Raw genomic sequence first — 19,734 nt, forward strand, 5'->3', positions numbered from 1 at the left:
GCTTATATAAGGTTGATTTATGCATTTTTCAACCATTGCTTTGGTTGGGCGTTATCAAGATTCTGGCATGGATGTGCCTTTGCGTGAATTGGCTAATCAGCTAATTGATGCTGGAATTGAAGTTATTATTGAAAAAGATACAGCCAAATATACAGGCTTAAAAGAGTTTCATATCGGTTCTATAGATCAAATCGGCGCCTTGGCTGATATGACTATAGTTCTTGGCGGAGATGGCACTATGCTTGGAGCCGCCCGTTCATTAGCTCCATTTCACGTGCCTCTTTTAGGTATTAACCACGGAAGGCTGGGCTTTATTACTGATGTACCTGTACATAAATCAAAAGCCGCAGTTCAGTCTGTAATCGAAGGTAAATTCACGGTAGAAAAAAGATCGCTTCTTGAGGGTACTATTATCAGGGGATCTGAGGAGATACATGCTGGCATTGCATTAAATGATGTAGTTTTAAATCGTGCTGGTATAGCTGGTATGATTGAAGTTTCAGTGGATTATGATGGTGTGCATATGTATAGGCAGCGTGCGGACGGTATTATCATATCGACTCCAACTGGGTCTACAGCCTACTCTCTATCTGCTAATGGACCTATTATGCATCCAAAGACCGATGCTTTTTTGGTCGTACCCATTGCCCCCCAAACACTTTCACATAGACCTATAGTATTGCCAACTTCAGGAGCTATTACCCTAACGGTTTGCGATGCAAGTCATTCAGGTTTCGGCGCAAATGTACACTTCGATATGCAAAGCTGGAACAATCTTCAAGTTAACGACAAAATCATGGTGCGCAAATCAAAACATCCAGCTCAATTTATTCATCCTGTGGGTTATAGCTACTTCTCCACATTACGTAAAAAACTGCATTGGAATATTATGCCTGATGGCAATGAGGACTGCGGATGCTGATATCGCTTCATATACGCGATTTTGTAATTGTTGACCGAGCAGACATTAACTTCAAAAACGGTTTTACAGTTTTTACTGGAGAGACTGGTGCGGGCAAATCCATACTTATTGATGCTCTTCTTTTGACTCTCGGTCAAAGGGCAAGTGCATCGGTTGTTAGATCTGGTTGCACAAAGGCTGATATTTCTTCCGTATTCTCAGTTGATGATGAGCTTCGCAGTTGGCTTACAGAGCGGGACTTTGAGGCCGATGAGTTAATTCTTAGACGTGTAATCGACTCCAATTCAAACAGCAAAGCGTATATTAACGGTGTACCCTCAACTCTTGCCCAGATGAAAGAATTGGCTGAGCTACTTATTGATATTCATGGGCAGCACGCACATCAATTGCTTTTACGTGCCCAATCTCAAAGAAATCTTTTGGACACTCAAGGTGGACACATCTCCTTGGTACATGAGCTAAGTTCAGCTTGGTCTAAGTGGCAATATTCCCTAGCTCAACTTGAAGAGGCAAAATCTCGTTCACAAAATATTGAACGTGAAATCGCTCAAGTACAGTGGGAGCTTGGAGAAATACAGGAACTTGCACCTATTGAAGGTGAATGGGAGCGAATTAACGAAGAGCACACACGCCTTTCTAATGCAGAAGAACTAATTGAGGGTGTGGCTAGGATTATAAATAAATTAGATAAAGAATCCGATGGTGATTATAAATCTGGCGTTTATGGAGTTATTGATTCGTTATCTCAATGTGTAAGTATATTAAGTGAATTGGTATCAAACGATAAGTCATTGAACCCAATTTTAGAGTCCTTAGAATCAGCTCGTATCAATTCAGATGAAGCTAATGGGGAGCTAAGAAGATACCTAGAGAATGTTGAAAACGACCCCTCAGCACTCGAATCAGTAGAATCTCGCCTAAGAAAGTACTACGACTTAGCTAAAAAGTTCAGATATCAACCTGAGGAAACTTTCAAACACAAATCAAAGCTTGAATCAAAACTAAATGAACTGCAAGTATCTGTAGATATCGAGGCTATAGAATTAAAAGTGAGTGAGTATGAGAGCAAGTACAGAAACATTGCCACAGAATTAACCAAAGCTAGAAAGGCTACGGCTACAGCTTTAAGCAAAGACATAACTGAAGCAATGCAAACTTTAGCAATGGAAGGCGGTAAATTTGAAGTTGTTTTAGAAACCTTGAGTCAGCCGACCTCTTATGGAATGGAGTCGGTACAATTTATGGTTGCTGGGCATTCTGGAACAGCAGTTAGACCGCTCTCAAAAGTCGCTTCGGGAGGAGAATTGGCTCGTTTATCCCTAGCTATATCAGTTATTGCTAGTCGTGCTAAACAAGTTCCTACATTGATATTCGACGAGGTGGATTCTGGAATAGGCGGTGGCGTAGCTGAAATAGTAGGCAAGTTATTGCGACAATTGTCAGCTGAACATCAAGTCCTTTGTGTGACCCACCTGCCCCAAGTTGCAGCTTGTGCACACAATCATTTTGAAGTTAATAAGGAAAATGTAGATGGTGGCACGATTTCAACCATAAAAGAACTTGATGCCAATCAACGAGTCGAAGAAGTTGCACGCATGCTAGGCGGTGTCAAAATAACTAGTACTACAAAGGCTCACGCAAAAGAGCTTATAGACTCAAGTTCAAATTCCTGAATCTATAACATCCTGCATATCGAATAGACCTGTGTCCTTATCTTTAAGGAACATAGCTGCTCTGCATGCACCCTCAGCATAATGCTCACGATTAGAGGACTTATGAGTAATCTCTATCACTTCCCCATCTCCGCAGAACATAACCTTATGCTCTCCCACAATAGATCCGCCACGCACAACAGAAAACCCAATATGACCATCTTTTCGAGCACCAACATGCCCATGACGAGTCCAATCAGCCACATCCTCAAGCTCAACATCAAGAACTTTAGCGATAGCCTCTCCCATCATAATGGCTGTACCAGAAGGAGAATCAACTTTATGCTTATGATGAGCCTCGAATACTTCGATATCATAGCCCTTTAGAAGCTTAGCAGCTTCCTGCAAAAGTTTCACCGTTACATTAACCCCAAAGCTCATATTCGAAGCCATAACAAGGGATATATTTTTTGATACTTCCTCTATAACTTTCTTTTGATCAGCAGTAAAACCCGTAGTTCCGATAACTAATGAAGTTCCAAAACGATGACAATAATCAAGATACTTCATAGTTCCTTCAGGACGTGTAAAATCAATAACGCAATCGGCTTTCTCAATTATCGAGCTAATTTCGTGCTCAGTAGATGACAAATCAATTAAAGCAACCTCAGAAAAATCAGGAATTTTAGAAGCAACATGTTGAAGCATCTGTCCCATGCGACCCGATGCCCCTGTGATAGCTATCTTCATATACTACTTTGTACCAGATTCTGTAGCTTGAGAGGTCTCAGTAGTAATGCCACCAGTTTGCTGAATTTTAAACGTAGCTGGCTGTGAATGTGGCAATGGATCCGCCTTCCAATCCGTAAGTCTATCATTACTATCGAACCAAAGCGACAATTCGCGAATTGTAGTAGACCCAAATCCTGGTTTAAACGAATATCGATAATCCCAACGATTAGTCCTGAATATATCCTTAGAAACTGGGTTACCTAATGCAAATACCACCTGCTCTTTGGTCATCCCTTTTTGTAAAAGATCTAGTTGTTCTTGAGTGACCCAATTACCCTGTTGGATAGGGGCTTTGTATGGAAATCCCCATCTACCACCACTACATGCAACTAATAGTGATGCGAATAATAACGAAAAAGCGATCTTGTTTATTTTTGATATTTGCATAGTTATAAAAGTAGATTTACGCTAAACGTTAATTATAAAGTGTTTTGACAAAATTGGTTATAATGAAAGTCGATAATAATTCAAGGGGATTTGCATGAGCGACTATCAAGAATTGCAAAACAAAGGCCTTAAAGCCACCTACCCTAGACTTAAGATTTTAGACCTTTTTAGAAATTCTGAAACTCGCCATTTAACCGCAGAGGACGTTTTTCGTTTACTCTCAGCAGAACATGTTGATATTGGCCTAGCGACAATCTATCGTGTACTTACGCAGTTTGAACAGGCTGGCCTATTGATGCGCAATCAGTTTGATAGCACGAAATCAGTTTTCGAGCTTAACGATAATGAACATCACGATCATATGGTTTGTGTATCTTGCGGAAAAGTTGAGGAATTTATTGATGAGTCTATGGAAGTCGCACAGAGAAAAGTGGCAGACCATTATGGTTTTGAGCTTTTAGACCACACCATGACCATATATGGTGTATGCCCAGATTGCCGTACTAAATAATTCTGGGCTCAGGCTCTAACATAATTCCAAATTTATTAAATACATCATTTTTAATTGCATCAGATAACTCCAATATATCTGATGCAGTTGCTCCCCCATTATTTACTATTACTAAGGCGTGATGCTCGTGAACAGTGGCTGGTGTCCCCAACGAACGCCCTTTCCAACCCGCCTCATCAATAAGCCATCCAGCCGCCACTTTGTAAATTCCCTCTGATAGCGGATAAGCCTTTATATTTGGATATCTATCAAGCAACTCTTGAAACTTTTGCGTACTTACATATGGGTTCAAAAAGAAACTTCCCGCATTGCCCTGCTTTGTATAATCGGGTAGCTTCGAGGTCCTAATATCAATCACTGCATCCATAATCGACTTCGGATCCGATGTTGAACTTATGCCTGGGTACTTGAGCAGATCAGCATAATTTATATCAGGCTTCCAACTTTTTGGGATGGCAATGTCCACGCTCACAATCATCGGCTTATATTCATTAGCCTTGAAATAACTATTCCTGTACTCAAATTTGCACTCATCGTGCGAGAAAATTTTCTCAACACCCGTATCTAAATCGACAGTTCTAACCGATTCAACAAATTGAGAAACATCCTTCCCGTACGCCCCGATATTTTGTACAGGAGCTGCACCAACTGTCCCAGGAATTAAAGCAAGATTTTCTAATCCTGGCATATCGTTGGCAATGGTAAAAACAACGAATTTATGCCAATTTTCCCCAGCTCCGACTTGAATCCTAAAGTGAGTATTTGAGTCTTCTAAAAGATGTAGCCCAGATATTCGATTCACAATAGCAAGCTTATCTATATTCTCTCTTAAAATTACATTGCTTCCACCTCCTAGGACGAAGTAATCGAGACTTAGAGATTTGATGACTTCTAACAAACTCGGAACATCTTCTATAGTCTCGAGAACAGCTCCATATGAGGCTTTTGATGAGAGGCGGAATGTATTTAAATAAGTGAGATCGAAATTCTTTTGTGGTAAAAACGTCATAAATTTTAAATATTCTTAATTATGCTTGACGTGCCAATAAGCCCTTATTATAATTTATTTCTTTTATGGGCGGTAGATATATTTGCCTATAAAACCCTCCAGATGCGGGAATAGCTCAGTTGGTAGAGCGCAACCTTGCCAAGGTTGAGGTCGCGAGTTCGAGACTCGTTTCCCGCTCCATTTCCCCTTTTCTCATATATTCTAAACACTCCCAATCTTTCATAAGTTATTGACTTTAAAGAAAAACGATTGTTTTTACATTTAAGAAAAATACTGGATTCATTTTTAGTGACAATAGTTTTAACAAAGTCTATGTTAAAAAATCCTCAATAGATCTTTATTAGATTTTATGGAGCCTGATTATATCCGACTATCAAATATCATTGATTTGATTTAATTAAATTTAATGTGATGGCTGGTAAACTTGAAAATTCAATTGAACAAATTAAATGTCAACGGCAATCCAAATTTAACCCCTTTTTAACTAAATCGGCAATTGAAAATTGCCTCCTCTTGCACTTAACTATTAAATAAAGAACACGTAAATATTGCCAACTAAAAGAAGTTTTGTTTGTTGAATTTAGTGTTTATAATCCAACTTTTTTATTTGAATGATTAATAGATGCTATATAGAATTAATAAACGTAAATACTTTATTTTATTTGGGAGTTCATTAATATGACTATCGAGCACAGTGAACATCAAATATTCAAATCTAATATCGAACATGAATTCGGACAAGGAAATAAATCTAAAGCCGAAGTAAGAACCTTTTGGGTTATGGTAATTACTTTCGTAACCATGTTCGGAGAAATCATTGCAGGCGTGTGGACTGGTTCTATGGCACTTCTAGCTGATGGTATTCATATGGGCGGACATGCTTTAGCTCTAGGTCTTGCGTTTGCGGGATATTATTTATCAAGACGATACGCACACGACAGACGTTTTAGTTTCGGTAGCGGAAAAATTAATGACCTTGTAGCCTATTCTACTTCCCTATTATTGCTGATTACAGCAGCTTTGATAACCTATGAATCCTTGTATCGATTATTCAATCGCACTGAAATCTTAGCTCAAGAGGCTTTAATAGTGGCGGTTTTAGGGTTAATCATAAACTTAGTTTCATTCGTGATTTTAAAAGGAAGTAATGACTTTGAATCTATAGAGCATGGGCACGGTCATAGTCATAGTCACAGTCACGGGCACAGTCATGGTCACGGGCATGGACATGAACATAATCATGACCATACACATGATCTTGCTACTCAAAAATCTAGAGAGGATGCGGAAGCATTGCCAGAGAGAAAAGACAATAACTTACAAGCCGCAGTTTTACACGTTCTAACAGATGCAGCCACATCAGTAGCTGCGATTATAGGCATCGTAGCTGCATGGAGCTGGGGTTGGACTTGGCTTGATCCACTAATCGCATTAATTGCGAGCATATTAATCGGTAAATGGACAATTGACTTGATGAAACAAGCTAGCAAGGTCTTATTAGATGCGACTGCCCCTGGTTCAGTTGAATCAACCATAAGAAAAACACTTGAAAGCGTAGACGATACTGAAGTTATAGACTTGCATGTATGGTCAATTGGACAGGGTTGTTGGACTATGATTGCATCTGTTATACACCATGGCTCAATGACGCCTCAAGACTATAAAACATTGCTTAAGGGCATGAAAAACTTACATCATCCAGTTATTGAAGTTCAACAATGCAAGCATGAGATATCTTGATGTAGGTAGCTAAAAACTTGAGGTAATCCTGTTTAGGACGAACCTAATAAATAATTAGATAAATCTAATTTGTAAATTTAGTTTTATCCTCTGCTCCCCCAACTCTTCATACACATAACCGAAATTATGTCTGCTAGTTGAGGGAGTTTCGAATTTTGTATTATTTAAAAGGTAATCCTCGAAATCGTTTCTGTTTTTTTATGGTAGATTAATAATTCACCATCTAGTTTAATTATTAAAAAACCTCCATTAGCTTTTCTTTTACATCCCAAGGGACGGTAGGTTTCATACCGAGGGCTAAAGATCTTAAAAAATTTTTAAATTTATATTCGTAGGTTCTTAAATTTAATAGATTAAGAGGATTTAGTTCCGATAATTTTTCTAAAATATCATTCAGTTTGACTGAGTAATTGATACCCTCGGGAAAATCAAATCGTCTAATGCCCAAATTACTTCAAAAGGCTACTATATATATTCTTTTTCTATTTTGAGGAACACCGAAATTCTTACTATTAAGAACTTGATGAAAAACTTGATATCCTAAATTTTTTAGTGCAGAAACAATAACTTTAAAGGTCTTACCCTTATCATGATTAACTAGATTTTTAACATTTTCTGCAAAAACAACTTGTGGTTTATGATAATTAATAATCCTAGCAACTTCAAAAAATAAGGTTCCCCTGGCATCATCAAATCCCATTTGTCTGCCAGCTGCAGAAAAAGCATGGCATGGAAATCCAGCTAGTAAAAAGTCGTGAGGAGGTATATCGGATTCCACTTCCTTAGTTACATCACCATGAATTAATTTATTACTAGAAAAATTTGATGTGTATGTTTTTACTGCATTTGAATCAATTTCACTTACATAAACTGTTTTGAGTTTATTGCCAAATGCCTGTTCAAATCCTAATCTAATGCATCCAATACCAGCAAACAAATCAATAGATGAATACAGTAAATTTCCTAAAGTCCCAATGGGTATATTTTAATAATAAAATGATAGTTATTATGAGCATGGATAGAATAGTCCACTCTAACTTTTAAGGAGATGTTATGTCCTGTGAATGCCAAAGCTCTATACTACCTGATGGAGCAAAATTCGGCTTATTTATTGAATCTGACCTTAAATCTGGGGATTACGAAGGCATTGCCAAAGCATGTATGGAAGCCTATTCCAAGCTTGTTCAAATCAAATCTCAGCATCCAAATGAGATGGTTGGAATGTCTATTGGATTTGGATCTAAGCTTTGGAACGTGTTCGCAAAAACAGTGGACAGTGTACGTGAGGGTGCTGAAATTCGTGATTTTACACCGTATGGTGGGGGCTTAGCACCTGCTACGCAGCACGATTTATTTATTCATATCCAATCTATGCGTCAAGATTTAAATATTACTCTTGCAACACAAGTTTGGGATTTGTTTGATTCTTATCTTGAAGCTAAAGATGAGACACACGGTTATCGTTTATTGGAGAATCGTGGTCACGAGGGCTTTGTAGATGGGACAGAAAATCCTAAAGAAGCAGAAGCTGTTAAAGCTGCAGTTATAGCGGATGGCTGTTGTGATGCTGGTGGTAGTTATGTGATGGTGCAAAAATATATTCATGATATGAACAAGTGGAATGCCCTTTCAGAATCTACTCAAGAGGAAGCTGTTGGTCGCAGAAAAGAATCAGACGAAGAGATTGAAGATAAACTTATTGAATCGCATGTTGGTCGCACTGATATAAGTGAAGATGGGGAATCTTTGAAAGTACTCCGTAGAAGCCTACCTTGGGGCAAAGTATCTGGCGATCATGGGCTTTTATATTGCTCTTACTGTGCTCGCCTGCACAATATCGATAAGCAGTTAAAAAGTATGTTCGGAGATTTAGATGGCAAAATTGATTTGCTAGTGCAACACTTTTCTAAAGCAGTTTCTGGTTCGTTTTATTTTGTACCGAATCAAGATAGATTGAGAAACTTAAAAGTGGAGGCGCGGAGCGGAGTCGAACCGCTCTAGACGGATTTGCAATCCGCTGCATAACCGCTTTGCTACCGCGCCACAATTAAAGCTAATAATTATAACTTAAATTGTATTAGGAGCAACAAAAAACGAGTCGCATTGACTCGTTTTTTTGTTAAAGAGTGGGCAATGCTTTTGCTTAGCCCATAGAACAAACTAACCGAAACGACCAGTAATATAGTCTTGGGTAGCTTGCTCTTTAGGCGTGTGGAAAATTTGCTCAGTTTCACCGAATTCAATCAACTCACCAAGATACATATATGCGGTGTAATCAGAGCAACGTGCGGCTTGTTGCATGTTATGAGTAACTATCGCTACTGTATAGTCTTTCTTAAGTTCAGTGATAAGCTCTTCAATCTTAACTGTAGATATTGGGTCTAAAGCTGAACATGGTTCGTCTAGAAGAATTACCTCAGGTTTAACTGCTACACCACGTGCGATACAAAGACGTTGTTGCTGACCACCAGAAAGTCCAGAACCGCTTTGATCAAGTTTATCTTTAACTTCACCCCAAAGTGCAGCTTTCTCTAAAGCCCATCTAACGCGCTCATCCAAATCACTTTTAGAAAGCTTCTCAAATAAACGAACGCCGAAAGCAACGTTATCGTAAATGCTCATTGGGAATGGTGTAGGTTTTTGGAAAACCATACCAACTTTTGCACGAATAATTGAAATATCCGTTTTTGTAGTTAGTAGATTTTCTCCGTCCATATTGATTTCACCAGTGGCTCTTTGACCAGGGTAAAGTTCGAACATACGATTAAATGTACGTAATAGTGTAGATTTACCACAACCTGATGGTCCAATAAACGCAGTTACACAATTACGTGGGATACGCATATTTACGTTTTTAATTGCGTGGAATGACCCGTAGTAGAAATCTAGATTTTTAACTTCAATCTTAGTATCTGTTGGAGAGATTAGTTCATAAATAGTAGTCATTTAGTATTTTCCTAAATCAATAAATCTGCGTATTATTTTTTAAATAAGCTACGGGCAATAATATTTAACCCCAACACAAATAGTGTAATGATAGTAGCACCTGCCCATGCCAGTGCATTCCAATCCACAAAAGGACTATCTGCATACTGATAAATGGTAACTGGAAGGTTTGCCATCGCACTATTCATGTCTAAAGAACTGAATTGGTTGTTTAAGGCTGTGAACAGTAATGGTGCTGTTTCACCTAAAATACGTGCAATAGCTAAAAGAACGCCTGTAATAATACCTGCAATAGCCGCCCTATAACAAATCTTAGTAATCATTTTCCACTTAGGACAACCAAGTGCTACAGCAGCTTCACGTAAATTGTTAGGGATTAGCATAAGCATATTATCTGTAGTCCTAACTACAACTGGAATAAGAATAATTGCTAAAGCGGCAGAACCAGCCCATCCAGAATAATGACCTTGTTGAGCTACAACTAATGCATATATAAATAGACCAATTACAATTGAAGGTGCAGATAACAACACATCATTTAGGAATCGTGTAGTAGGAGCTAACCAACCCCTTTGACCATATTCTGCAAGATATGTACCTGCTAAAACACCAATTGGTGTTCCAACAACAGTAGCCACAAAAGTCATCAACAATGAACCCAAAATAGCATTGCGTAAGCCACCACCGCCACCAGGACCACTTGTAGGCTCAGTGAATAATTCTAAGTTTATAGCACCAGCCCCCTCAACTATAAGCACCCAAATAATCCAAAAAAGCCAAAATAAACCAAAAGCCAATGTTAGGAAAGATAGCGTTAACATTATTATATTTGTTATACGACGCTTCTTAAACAAAGGATTACTAACACTTATAGCACTGTTAGAAGATGCAGTATTATTTAAAGTAGGTTTTACTGTTTTCATTGCCAAGCATCCAAATTAAGATTTTTTACCTTCTTTACGTTCCATTCTTGAGACCATCCAACGAGATAGTGCAAGTACAATAGTTGTAATCAAAAATAGAATTAAACCAAGCTCGATGAGGGCTGATTTTTGAATACCAGCTGCTTCATTAAATCCATTTGCAATTGCTGAAGCAATTGATGTGGCAGAATCATATAGACTAGTAGGTAAATTGAATGAGTTACCTATAACTAGGGTAACAGCCATAGTCTCACCAAGGGCACGACCTAAACCCAACATAATACCGCCCACAACACCATTTTTAGTGTAAGGAAGCACTACCTTCCACATAACTTCCCAAGTTGTAGAACCTAGTCCATAGGCTGATTCTTTATGCATAGGAGGAACTACTTCGAATACATCGCGCATAATTGAGGCAATATATGGAATGACCATAATTGCAAGTATCAGACTTGCAGTAAATAACCCGATACCCATCGGGGCACCCTGAAATAAAAAACCGATTAGTGGTAGGTTTCCGAATGTTTTAATAATGAATGGTTGCACATTATTTGCATACCATGGAGCGAAAATAAACAAGCCCCACATACCATAAATAATAGATGGAATTGCCGCTAGCATCTCAACAGCAGTACCCAAGGGTCTACGTAACCAAATAGGTGACAATTCAGTTAAGAACATTGCAATACCAAATGAAACCGGGATAGCAATTAGTAATGCAATAAAAGACGTTATTAATGTACCTATAATTGGAGCTACGGCACCATAGATATCATTTTGTGGGTCCCAATCATTAGTCCATAAAAATGAAAATCCCCACTTATAGATAGAATCACGGCTCTCCCAAAGTAGAGACAACAATATAGCCGCTAGAAGTATAAATACGAAAAATGCCATCAAACGAGTTGCATTGGCAAATAATCCATCTAAAAGAACTCCACGACTTTGCGTATTTTTTGCGTCTTTAGTTTGCATAATTAATGATGAATTAAACTTAAAATAAAAACATGGCAGTCACCTAGACCGCCATGTTCGCTAATCTTAGATCATTAGATTAATTTCTAATTACCAGATTGATTGACCATCAGCAGTTTTAAGCTGAGCTTTCCATTCTTCACGGATAGCGTTAGTCACTGCATCTGGAAGTGGAACGTAATCTAAGTCAGAAGCAGTTTTTGCACCTTTAGACCAAGCATAGTCGAAGAATTGAAGAGCTGTTTTAACTTGCTCAGGTTTTTCAACTTGTTTGTGAACTAGAATGAAAGTAGCAGAAGTCATAGGCCAGCTATCAGCACCTGGTTCGTTAGTAAGAACTACACCCATACCAGGAGTACCTTTCCAGTCAGCACTAGAAGCAGCTGCAGCGAAAGTAGATTGTTCAGGTTGAACAACTTTACCTTCAGCATTTTGCATACCAGTCCAAGCTAAACCATTTTGTTTAGCATATGCATATTCAACATAACCGATAGAGAAAGGGATTTTAGAAACTAGACCAGCAACACCACCGTTACCTTTACCACCTTGACCTACAGGCCATTTAACAGATTTACCTTCACCTACTGAGTTTTTCCAGTCAGCAGAAACTTTAGAAAGGTAGTTAGTGAAACCGAAAGAAGTACCAGAAGAATCAGAACGGTGAACAACGATGATATCAGCGTCTGGAAGGCTAACGTTGCTGTTTAATGCAGCGATTTTAGCGTCATTCCATTTTTTGATTTTGCCTAAGAAGATGTCAGCAAGAACTTCACCGTTAAGGATAAGTTGACCAGGTTTAACGCCAGTGATGTTTACTACAGCAACTGTACCACCAACAACAGATGGGAATTGGAATAAACCGTTTTCTTCAAGTTTATCAGCACTCATAGGGTCATCAGAACCTGCGAAATCTACAGTTTTACCGATGATAGCTTTTTGACCGCCACCAGAACCGATAGATTGATAATTGATTTTGTTACCTGTTTCTTTTTCGAAATCAGTAGCCCATTTAGAATAAACTGGGTATGGGAAAGATGCACCAGCACCAGTAACTTCAACTGCTTGTACAGCGAAAGAAGCAGTGCTAAGAGCAACTGCTACAGTAATACCTTTTAATGCGTGTTTTAACATAGTAGTAAGTCCTTAAACTAGGATAAATCCATATAATTGAAAGAAAGTATCAGGGTCCTCCCTGACTTGAGCTTAATGTTAAGTTTGAAATATGACGTGAATATGACATTTGTGATAAAACGTTAATTCATTTAGAAACCGAATAAGTTAAAATGTTGCAAAAATTATGGAATACGAACTATGAATTCAGGTCAGCTTTTAGCTGCAGTAGACTTAGGATCAAACAGCTTTAGGCTATCAGTTGGTCGCGTGGTGGAGTTGAGTAATGGACTTCGTCAAATTTACTCTATCGATAGACTTAAAGAAACTGTTCGGCTAGCTGCAGGTTTGGATAGTGACCTGATATTGGATGATACTGCTATTTGGAGGGCTGAGTCTGTATTAAAAATGTTCGGTGAGAGAATTAAAGACTTCCCACCTCAGAACGTTAGGGCAGTTGCCACTAATACTTTTCGAGTAGCAAAAAATGCCCACAAGTTACTGAAAGTATCAGAAGCAGCTCTTGGATTTCCTATTGAAGTTATTTCAGGCCAGGAAGAAGCAAGGCTTATATTCTCAGGTGTTGCCCACGAACTACCTCCGTCAAAAGATAATCGACTTGTAGTGGATATTGGCGGTGGATCTACAGAGTTTATTATTGGCTCTGGATTAGAACCAGTTATTATGACTTCACTTCATATGGGGTGCGTAAGTTATACAAAAAAATTTTTTCCAAATCGTGAACTTACAGAAAGGGCTTTTGCACAGGCTGAATTAGCGGCCTCTAAGGAACTTGAAGTAATTAGAAAATCGTATAGTAACATTGGGTGGAAGCAGGCGTTTGGCTCTTCTGGTACAGCTAAAGCGTTAGTCGCAGTATTGGAAGACACTGGATTTTCATCCAAGGGAATTACGCTTGATGGTATGGCTAAACTTAAAAAGACCATGATTAAATACGGTCAGAACTATTCTCATCATGTGCTTGGACTCAAAACTGATAGGATAGAGGTATTGCCAGCAGGTCTATCAATTATGATAGCTATATTTAAGACTCTTGCCATAAAACAAATGCACCAAGGAGAAGGTGCTCTAAGAGTCGGAGTCTTGTACGATATGCTAGGTAGAAGAGATGCGACGGACAAACGGGACGAAACCGTAGACCTCTTCATGCAGAGATATCACATCGATAAGCGACAAGCGATCCGTGTAGAAAAACTTGCACTTGATCTTTTCGACGACCTAAATACCTCAGACGATGAATCAAGAAAATATTTAACCTGGGCGGCTAAACTTCATGAAATTGGCTTAAGCATATCGCAATCTTCATACCATAAGCATACGGCCTATGTATTGGAAAATGCCGATTTGCCAGGATTTTCAAAGGATGAGCAAAAGAATCTTGCACTGATTTCCCTTATGCATAATGGCTCTCTAAATAAGATAGATCTCGATTCACTTGAGGTTAATAAGGTGAGAGCGATATTATGCCTTAGATTAGCAGTACTTTTTTCAAGAAGCCGTCAGGACAATGGTCTTCACGAAATCACACTAACACATAAAAAAGAAAAATCCTTCGTAATTGTTATTCCGAAGGATTGGATATCTCTACATCCACTAACAAAATATAGTTTAAATCTAGAAGCTGAACAGTGGCTTAACGTTGGATATCAACTCAAAATCAAAAATTCGTAATTCTAGTTAAAGCCACTTCTAGTTAAAACCACTGCAAATCTACATGCAATTAGAAATATCATGTCAAACTAAAAACTCTACCCACGACCTCTGATCTTAGCAAGTGACCTCATTTGCAAATTGATCAAACTGTTTATAGTATCTCTTATCCATTGCATGCTTATCAATAATAATTGGAAAATCGCATGAATTAAAACTTTCATCGTAGGTTGGTTTTCCACAAATAAAAGCACCAACTTTGATATACCCTTTTATCAAAGAGTGAAATTTTGTTTGGTTTTCAGTATCCTCTGGCAACGATTCCAGCTTCTCGATTGGGTATGGATTAAGAGGAACAACCTGTGCTCTGTCTGGATGCTGAGCCATCTCATCTTTAGTAAAACGCCAAACCTCTGCTGCTTGAAAGCCCCCGTCAGCCAAACTAACACTTGCACATCCAAGCATATACCTAGCATCATAAAAATCCATGTATTTTGCCAGCCCAGCCCACAAAAGCATAATCACTGAACCCGACCTGTAGTCACTATGAGTGCACGAACGACCACATTCAGCTAACAAATGTCTAATGTCATTTAAGCTTTCAATATTAAACTCGCCCTCAGAGTAGTATTTGCCAGCCTTAACAGCATTTTTAGGACTTAATACGCGATATGTGCCAACGACTATTTTTTTATCGTTGTCTATAACCATCAAATGATCGCAAAAATCATCAAAGTAATCTACGTCTATACCCTCGCGATCGAATTTCACACCTAACTCAGATGAATAAATTTCGTATCGCAATCTTTGAAGCGATTCCACCTCTTCAGGACTGGTGGCAATGCTTAAGGTAAAACTCGGTTCCCTGGTTGTTGCTTGCGTTGTAAGTAGTTCACGCATATTATTATTTCCTTAATTTGAAATGCTCAAATCTATAGCAGCTAATTCATCTACTGCTGATTGAGCTACTTTTTCATCTTCCGCCTCAACCATAAGTCTTAGTTTAGGCTCTGTACCTGATGGTCTAATTAAAACCCTACCTCTAGATCCTAACTGTGCCTTAATTTCATCAACTTTAGCTACAAGCGGACGGCAGTTCTCCCAATTAAAACCTTTTTCACAAGGTACACTAATCATAGCTTGCGGATACATATTTAAATCCGAAAGCCAATCTTTTAAAGATGAATTATTTCTAACAGTTCCTCTTAAAACTTGCAATGCAGAAATTATGCCATCACCTGTAGTGTGCTGATCTAGACATAATATATGTCCTGAACTCTCACCACCAAGCTTCCAACCCTTATCCAAAAGATCCTGCATTACATAACGATCACCAACTTTAGATCTTTTAAGCGGAATACCTAGTTCATTCAGTCGCTTTTCTAGACCGTAGTTAGTCATTAAAGTACCCACTACTCCATCTAAAGCATATAACTGATTACGCCCCAAACGCTCATAGCGAGAAAGTCTATCTTTAACGATAGCGTACAAAAGCTGATCACCATTATAGATTGTGCCGTCATTATCACACATAACAATGCGATCGGCATCTCCATCTAATGCAATACCATAATCAGCATTGTTTTTAAGCACTTCTTGAGCTATAGATTCTGGATACAAAGTGCCCATACCATCATTGATATTAAATCCATTAGGATCATCGCCTATAGAAATAACTTCAGCCCCAAGTTCTTGAAATACTGGAGTGGCAATACGATAAGCCGCCCCATGAGCAGCATCAACCACAATTTTTAGACCTCGTAAATTCAAGTCTCCAGCAAATGTACTCTTGCAAAACTCAATATATCTACCAGAAGCATCACTAATACGACGAGCTTTTCCGATATCATCAGAGCCAACACAACCCAATGGCTCATCTATTAAGTTTTCAATCTGAAGCTCAACTTCATCAGGTAATTTAGTACCTTCGCCTGAAAAGAATTTTATACCATTATCGTAATATGGATTATGTGATGCACTGATAACAATGCCAGCATCTAATCTAAATGCTTTAGTTAAGTAGGCAACAGCTGGAGTTGGTATAGGACCTGCTAATAATACGTCGATACCAGCTGCAGATAATCCTGCTTCTAAAGCCGATTCAAGCATATATCCTGAAACTCGAGTATCCTTTCCTATGAGTACAGTTGGTCTATTAGAATTTTTGTGTTCTCTAGTTAAAACCTTACCTGCCGCATATCCCAGCCTCAGTGCAAATTCTGCATTTATGGTGTCCCCGCCTACTTCGCCTCTGACCCCATCTGTTCCAAAATACTTCCTACTCATGATCTTCTATTTTTAATTATCATGTCTCTAATCTTAAAAGCTTGCCTAGTTTCTAGTACATCATGAACGCGAATTATATGAGCACCAAGATCTAAACCAACCATTGCACCGTACACACTAGCTATTACACGCTCTTGAGGCGGAACATTAATAACACTACCAAGCATACCCTTCCGAGAAATCCCTAAAAGTATGGCATAACCTAAATCTTTTAAAGAATCTAAATTTGCGAGAAGCTCATAATTTTGAATTAGAGTTTTACCAAAACCACATCCAGGATCGATGCAGATTCTATTACTGGCAATGCCCCCTTTTTCAGCCTCTTTCGCCCTTTGTAGCAAAAAATTTTTCATAAATTCAACTACATCGCCACCGTAATCTGGAGGGCTTAACTGCATAGTTTTAGGATCACCATGCATATGCATAATGCAAACGCCTGCCTTTGAATACTTAGCTATTACTTCGATGGCACCATCTTTTTGAAGACCATAGACGTCATTAATCATATCCGCACCAGCATCCAAAGCCAGTTTCATAACTTCAGGCTTAAAAGTATCAACCGATAAGGGAACATTTGTATTTTTTAAACCCTCAATAACTGGCAAAATTCTAGCTAATTCATCCTCAGCACTAACAGGGTTAGATCCTGGACGGGTTGATTCTCCGCCAATATCCAATATATCAGCTCCATCCTCTATAAGTTTTAGAGCATGGGCTATAGCAGTGTCAGTAGTAGCGTGTAGACCACCATCAGAAAACGAATCAGGGGTAACATTAACTATACCCATGATTCGTGGGGTTGATTCAATGTCGATTTCGAATCGACCACATAAAAACGGAGAAACCATATCAAATAGGTTTAGCAGATTCCGTTGGAACTACTCCACCCGCAGATGGAGGAGGAGAAGCATCACCTGTAACATCAAATGGTGCAGCTGGATCTTTAGGAGGAGATGGGTTTTTGCCGTCCATAATCTCCTTGATTTGATCAGAATCAATTGATTCCCATTCAAGTAAAGCTTTAGCCATTACTTCAATTTTTTCACGATTAGATTCGATGATATCTCTGGCAACTTTATATTGCTCATCGATAATCCTTCTGATTTCCTTATCGACTTGTTGCATAGTAGCTTCTGAGACATGAGTAGTTTTTGTAACACTACGACCTAGGAATACTTCATTTTCATTTTCAGCGTAAACCATAGGACCAAGAGAATCTGTCATACCATAACGAGTAACTATATCTCTAGCTATGCTAGTTGCCCTCTCAAAGTCATTGGAAGCACCAGTAGTCATCTGATTCATAAATACTTCTTCTGCAATACGACCACCAAATAAAACAGCAATCATATTAAGTAGACGCTCTTTGTCCATGCTATAGCGATCTTCCTCTGGAAGTTGCATAGTAACACCTAAAGCTCTACCACGTGGAATAATCGTGACTTTATGAACAGGATCAGTCTTAGGAAGTACATAAGCAACTACTGCATGACCTGATTCATGGTAAGCAGTATTTTTACGCTCTTCCTCAGGCATAACCATAGACTTACGTTCTGCACCCATAATGATTTTGTCTTTAGCTTTTTCAAAATCAATCATATCTACAGTACGACCGTTTCTGCGAGCCGCAAATAATGCCGCTTCATTTACTAAATTAGCTAGGTCCGCACCAGAGAAACCTGGAGTACCACGTGCTAGAATTGACGGATCCACATTTGGTGCAAGTGGAACTTTACGCATATGAACTTTTAAAATTTGCGTACGCCCTCTCACATCGGGAAGGTTTACAACTACTTGTCTATCAAATCGACCAGGACGCAACAATGCTGGGTCAAGAACATCAGGACGGTTTGTAGCCGCAATAACAATTACTGACTGCCCCGATTCAAACCCGTCCATTTCAACAAGCATTTGATTAAGCGTTTGTTCACGCTCATCATTACCCCCACCGAGACCAGCACCGCGCTGACGTCCAACAGCATCGATTTCATCTATAAAAATAATGCACGGAGAATGTTTTTTAGCATTTTCGAACATGTCTCGAACACGAGAAGCACCCACACCCACAAACATTTCAACAAAGTCTGAACCAGAAATAGTAAAAAATGGCACTTTAGCTTCGCCTGCAATAGCTTTAGCTAAAAGAGTTTTACCTGTGCCTGGAGGACCAACCATAAGAACACCACGTGGGATTCGACCTCCGAGTCTTTGGTATTTAGATGGATCTTTTAAAAATTCGACAATTTCTTGAACATCTTCTTTTGCTTCATCCACCCCAGCTACATCTGCAAACGTAATATTATTATTTTTTTCATCCAGCATACGTGCACGAGACTTTCCAAAGCTGAAGGCTCCTCCTTTACCGCCACCTTGCATCTGACGCATAAAGAATATCCATACCCCAATTAAAAGTATCATAGGGAACCAGGAAATCAAAGCACTAAGCAGGAAAGAAGGTTTTTCTGGTGGGCGAGCAGTTACACGTACCCCATTTTCCATAAGGTCGCTCACCATCCAAATATCACTAGGACTAGTAAGCTCATACTGACTACCATCAGACTGAGTTACGGAAAGAGTATTTCCCTGTATAACTACAGATTGAACTTTACCATTTTTGGCATCTTCCATGAACTGGCTATAAGACACAGCTGATGAATAGGGACCACGATCATCGTACTGACGAAATACTGTAAATAGTACGATTATAAATATCGCCCATAAGGCAAATTTTGAAAAAGAATTATTCAATGTATATCCTCTATAGATTGCAACTCTAATAGATAGAATTAACTATTCTACACCATACTTTA

Annotated in this window: 19 protein-coding genes, 2 tRNA genes and 1 pseudogene; 7 read left to right on the forward strand and 15 right to left on the reverse strand. The window is 38.8% G+C overall.

What is annotated here, in order from left to right:
• Positions 1 to 19: 19 nt before the first annotated feature.
• Positions 20 to 922, forward strand: coding sequence for an NAD kinase (locus tag KUI_RS06005; RefSeq protein ID WP_013521404.1), 903 nt, complete (start codon positions 20 to 22; stop codon positions 920 to 922).
• Positions 916 to 2,595 (forward strand): DNA repair protein RecN, encoded by a 1,680-nt coding sequence (gene recN / locus KUI_RS06010; RefSeq protein ID WP_014840525.1) that lies wholly within the window; start codon positions 916 to 918, stop codon positions 2,593 to 2,595. The genes KUI_RS06005 and recN overlap by 7 nt, the downstream gene beginning before the upstream one ends.
• Here recN and dapB read toward each other — a convergent pair.
• Together dapB and KUI_RS06020 are read right to left on the reverse strand one after the other, a co-directional pair.
• Positions 2,584 to 3,324 (reverse strand): 4-hydroxy-tetrahydrodipicolinate reductase, encoded by a 741-nt coding sequence (dapB, locus tag KUI_RS06015; RefSeq protein WP_014840526.1) that lies wholly within the window; start codon positions 3,322 to 3,324, stop codon positions 2,584 to 2,586. The two genes, recN and dapB, sit on opposite strands and share 12 nt — an antisense overlap.
• Positions 3,325 to 3,327: 3 nt before the next feature.
• Positions 3,328 to 3,753 carry an outer membrane protein assembly factor BamE gene (locus tag KUI_RS06020; RefSeq protein ID WP_013521407.1) on the reverse strand — a complete coding sequence of 142 codons (426 nt, stop codon included), beginning with the start codon at positions 3,751 to 3,753 and terminating at the stop codon, positions 3,328 to 3,330.
• A gap of 94 nt (positions 3,754 to 3,847) precedes the next feature.
• Between KUI_RS06020 and fur the strand changes: the two genes are divergently transcribed.
• The gene (fur, locus tag KUI_RS06025; RefSeq protein ID WP_013521408.1) at positions 3,848 to 4,264 is read left to right on the forward strand and encodes a ferric iron uptake transcriptional regulator; all 417 of its coding nucleotides are present in this window, start codon (positions 3,848 to 3,850) and stop codon (positions 4,262 to 4,264) included.
• Here the strand turns inward: fur and murB are convergent.
• On the reverse strand, positions 4,257 to 5,273 hold the full coding sequence (gene murB / locus KUI_RS06030) for a UDP-N-acetylmuramate dehydrogenase (RefSeq protein ID WP_014840527.1): 1,017 nt from the start codon (positions 5,271 to 5,273) through the stop codon (positions 4,257 to 4,259). The two genes, fur and murB, sit on opposite strands and share 8 nt — an antisense overlap.
• A 104-nt stretch (positions 5,274 to 5,377) precedes the next feature.
• Between murB and KUI_RS06035 the strand changes: the two genes are divergently transcribed.
• Positions 5,378 to 5,453, forward strand: a tRNA-Gly gene (locus tag KUI_RS06035).
• A 498-nt stretch (positions 5,454 to 5,951) separates the two neighbouring features.
• Positions 5,952 to 7,013 carry a CDF family Co(II)/Ni(II) efflux transporter DmeF gene (gene dmeF / locus KUI_RS06040; RefSeq protein WP_013521410.1) on the forward strand — a complete coding sequence of 354 codons (1,062 nt, stop codon included), beginning with the start codon at positions 5,952 to 5,954 and terminating at the stop codon, positions 7,011 to 7,013.
• 54 nt (positions 7,014 to 7,067) lie between these two features.
• On the opposite strand, the pseudogene KUI_RS08575 reads toward dmeF, so the two are convergent.
• The 3 genes and pseudogenes from KUI_RS08575 to dcm form a co-directional block, all read right to left on the reverse strand.
• Positions 7,068 to 7,148 (reverse strand): annotated as a pseudogene (locus tag KUI_RS08575) (HpaII family restriction endonuclease); the annotation flags it as partial.
• 100 nt (positions 7,149 to 7,248) lie between these two features.
• Positions 7,249 to 7,461, reverse strand: a complete 213-nt coding sequence (locus KUI_RS08580) for an HpaII family restriction endonuclease (protein WP_264080328.1) — start codon at positions 7,459 to 7,461, stop codon at positions 7,249 to 7,251.
• A 6-nt stretch (positions 7,462 to 7,467) separates the two neighbouring features.
• Complete coding sequence (dcm, locus tag KUI_RS06045; protein WP_013521412.1) at positions 7,468 to 7,950, reverse strand: DNA (cytosine-5-)-methyltransferase; 483 nt, start codon at positions 7,948 to 7,950, stop codon at positions 7,468 to 7,470.
• A gap of 116 nt (positions 7,951 to 8,066) precedes the next feature.
• On the opposite strand from dcm, the gene KUI_RS08165 reads away from it, so the two are divergent.
• Complete coding sequence (locus KUI_RS08165; protein ID WP_014840528.1) at positions 8,067 to 9,014, forward strand: Dyp-type peroxidase; 948 nt, start codon at positions 8,067 to 8,069, stop codon at positions 9,012 to 9,014.
• On the opposite strand, the gene KUI_RS06055 is transcribed toward KUI_RS08165, so the two are convergent.
• From KUI_RS06055 to pstS, 5 genes are all read right to left on the reverse strand, one after another.
• Positions 8,983 to 9,056, reverse strand: a tRNA-Cys gene (locus KUI_RS06055). The two genes, KUI_RS08165 and KUI_RS06055, sit on opposite strands and share 32 nt — an antisense overlap.
• 117 nt (positions 9,057 to 9,173) lie before the next feature.
• On the reverse strand, positions 9,174 to 9,959 hold the full coding sequence (gene pstB, locus KUI_RS06060) for a phosphate ABC transporter ATP-binding protein PstB (protein WP_013521413.1): 786 nt from the start codon (positions 9,957 to 9,959) through the stop codon (positions 9,174 to 9,176).
• 32 nt (positions 9,960 to 9,991) lie between these two features.
• Positions 9,992 to 10,882, reverse strand: coding sequence for a phosphate ABC transporter permease PstA (pstA, locus tag KUI_RS06065; protein WP_013521414.1), 891 nt, complete (start codon positions 10,880 to 10,882; stop codon positions 9,992 to 9,994).
• Between the two features lie 15 nt (positions 10,883 to 10,897).
• Positions 10,898 to 11,857 (reverse strand): phosphate ABC transporter permease subunit PstC, encoded by a 960-nt coding sequence (gene pstC / locus KUI_RS06070; RefSeq protein WP_013521415.1) that lies wholly within the window; start codon positions 11,855 to 11,857, stop codon positions 10,898 to 10,900.
• 90 nt (positions 11,858 to 11,947) lie between these two features.
• Positions 11,948 to 12,988: a phosphate ABC transporter substrate-binding protein PstS gene (gene pstS, locus KUI_RS06075; protein WP_014840529.1), complete on the reverse strand. Its 1,041-nt coding sequence runs from the start codon at positions 12,986 to 12,988 to the stop codon at positions 11,948 to 11,950.
• 180 nt (positions 12,989 to 13,168) lie between these two features.
• Between pstS and KUI_RS06080 the strand changes: the two genes are divergently transcribed.
• On the forward strand, positions 13,169 to 14,659 hold the full coding sequence (locus KUI_RS06080; protein ID WP_014840530.1) for a Ppx/GppA phosphatase family protein: 1,491 nt from the start codon (positions 13,169 to 13,171) through the stop codon (positions 14,657 to 14,659).
• A gap of 96 nt (positions 14,660 to 14,755) precedes the next feature.
• On the opposite strand, the gene KUI_RS06085 is transcribed toward KUI_RS06080, so the two are convergent.
• From KUI_RS06085 to ftsH, 4 genes are read right to left on the reverse strand one after another with little or no spacing between them, the layout of a single operon-like run.
• Positions 14,756 to 15,538 carry a GNAT family N-acetyltransferase gene (locus KUI_RS06085; RefSeq protein ID WP_013521418.1) on the reverse strand — a complete coding sequence of 261 codons (783 nt, stop codon included), beginning with the start codon at positions 15,536 to 15,538 and terminating at the stop codon, positions 14,756 to 14,758.
• A 12-nt stretch (positions 15,539 to 15,550) separates the two neighbouring features.
• On the reverse strand, positions 15,551 to 16,927 hold the full coding sequence (gene glmM / locus KUI_RS06090; protein ID WP_174263875.1) for a phosphoglucosamine mutase: 1,377 nt from the start codon (positions 16,925 to 16,927) through the stop codon (positions 15,551 to 15,553).
• Positions 16,921 to 17,772 carry a dihydropteroate synthase gene (gene folP / locus KUI_RS06095; RefSeq protein ID WP_014840532.1) on the reverse strand — a complete coding sequence of 284 codons (852 nt, stop codon included), beginning with the start codon at positions 17,770 to 17,772 and terminating at the stop codon, positions 16,921 to 16,923. The genes glmM and folP overlap by 7 nt, the downstream gene beginning before the upstream one ends.
• 1 nt (position 17,773) lies before the next feature.
• A complete protein-coding gene (gene ftsH, locus KUI_RS06100; protein WP_071387813.1) occupies positions 17,774 to 19,672 on the reverse strand; it encodes an ATP-dependent zinc metalloprotease FtsH in 1,899 nt (632 codons plus the stop codon).
• Positions 19,673 to 19,734: the final 62 nt, after the last annotated feature.

The sequence above is a fragment of the Taylorella equigenitalis ATCC 35865 genome (assembly GCF_000276685.1).
GTDB lineage: Bacteria > Pseudomonadota > Gammaproteobacteria > Burkholderiales > Burkholderiaceae_B > Taylorella > Taylorella equigenitalis.

What these genes read in the sequence shown, in the direction of transcription:
- KUI_RS06005 (WP_013521404.1), top strand. Translation starts at nt 20, where the DNA reads ATGCATTTTTCAACCATTGCTTTGGTTGGGCGTTATCAAGATTCTGGC.
- recN (WP_014840525.1), top strand. Translation starts at nt 916, where the DNA reads ATGCTGATATCGCTTCATATACGCGATTTTGTAATTGTTGACCGAGCA.
- dapB (WP_014840526.1), bottom strand. Translation starts at nt 3,324, where the DNA reads ATGAAGATAGCTATCACAGGGGCATCGGGTCGCATGGGACAGATGCTT.
- KUI_RS06020 (WP_013521407.1), bottom strand. Translation starts at nt 3,753, where the DNA reads ATGCAAATATCAAAAATAAACAAGATCGCTTTTTCGTTATTATTCGCA.
- fur (WP_013521408.1), top strand. Translation starts at nt 3,848, where the DNA reads ATGAGCGACTATCAAGAATTGCAAAACAAAGGCCTTAAAGCCACCTAC.
- murB (WP_014840527.1), bottom strand. Translation starts at nt 5,273, where the DNA reads ATGACGTTTTTACCACAAAAGAATTTCGATCTCACTTATTTAAATACA.
- dmeF (WP_013521410.1), top strand. Translation starts at nt 5,952, where the DNA reads ATGACTATCGAGCACAGTGAACATCAAATATTCAAATCTAATATCGAA.
- KUI_RS08165 (WP_014840528.1), top strand. Translation starts at nt 8,067, where the DNA reads ATGTCCTGTGAATGCCAAAGCTCTATACTACCTGATGGAGCAAAATTC.
- pstB (WP_013521413.1), bottom strand. Translation starts at nt 9,959, where the DNA reads ATGACTACTATTTATGAACTAATCTCTCCAACAGATACTAAGATTGAA.
- pstA (WP_013521414.1), bottom strand. Translation starts at nt 10,882, where the DNA reads ATGAAAACAGTAAAACCTACTTTAAATAATACTGCATCTTCTAACAGT.
- pstC (WP_013521415.1), bottom strand. Translation starts at nt 11,857, where the DNA reads ATGCAAACTAAAGACGCAAAAAATACGCAAAGTCGTGGAGTTCTTTTA.
- pstS (WP_014840529.1), bottom strand. Translation starts at nt 12,988, where the DNA reads ATGTTAAAACACGCATTAAAAGGTATTACTGTAGCAGTTGCTCTTAGC.
- KUI_RS06080 (WP_014840530.1), top strand. Translation starts at nt 13,169, where the DNA reads ATGAATTCAGGTCAGCTTTTAGCTGCAGTAGACTTAGGATCAAACAGC.
- KUI_RS06085 (WP_013521418.1), bottom strand. Translation starts at nt 15,538, where the DNA reads ATGCGTGAACTACTTACAACGCAAGCAACAACCAGGGAACCGAGTTTT.
- folP (WP_014840532.1), bottom strand. Translation starts at nt 17,772, where the DNA reads ATGGTTTCTCCGTTTTTATGTGGTCGATTCGAAATCGACATTGAATCA.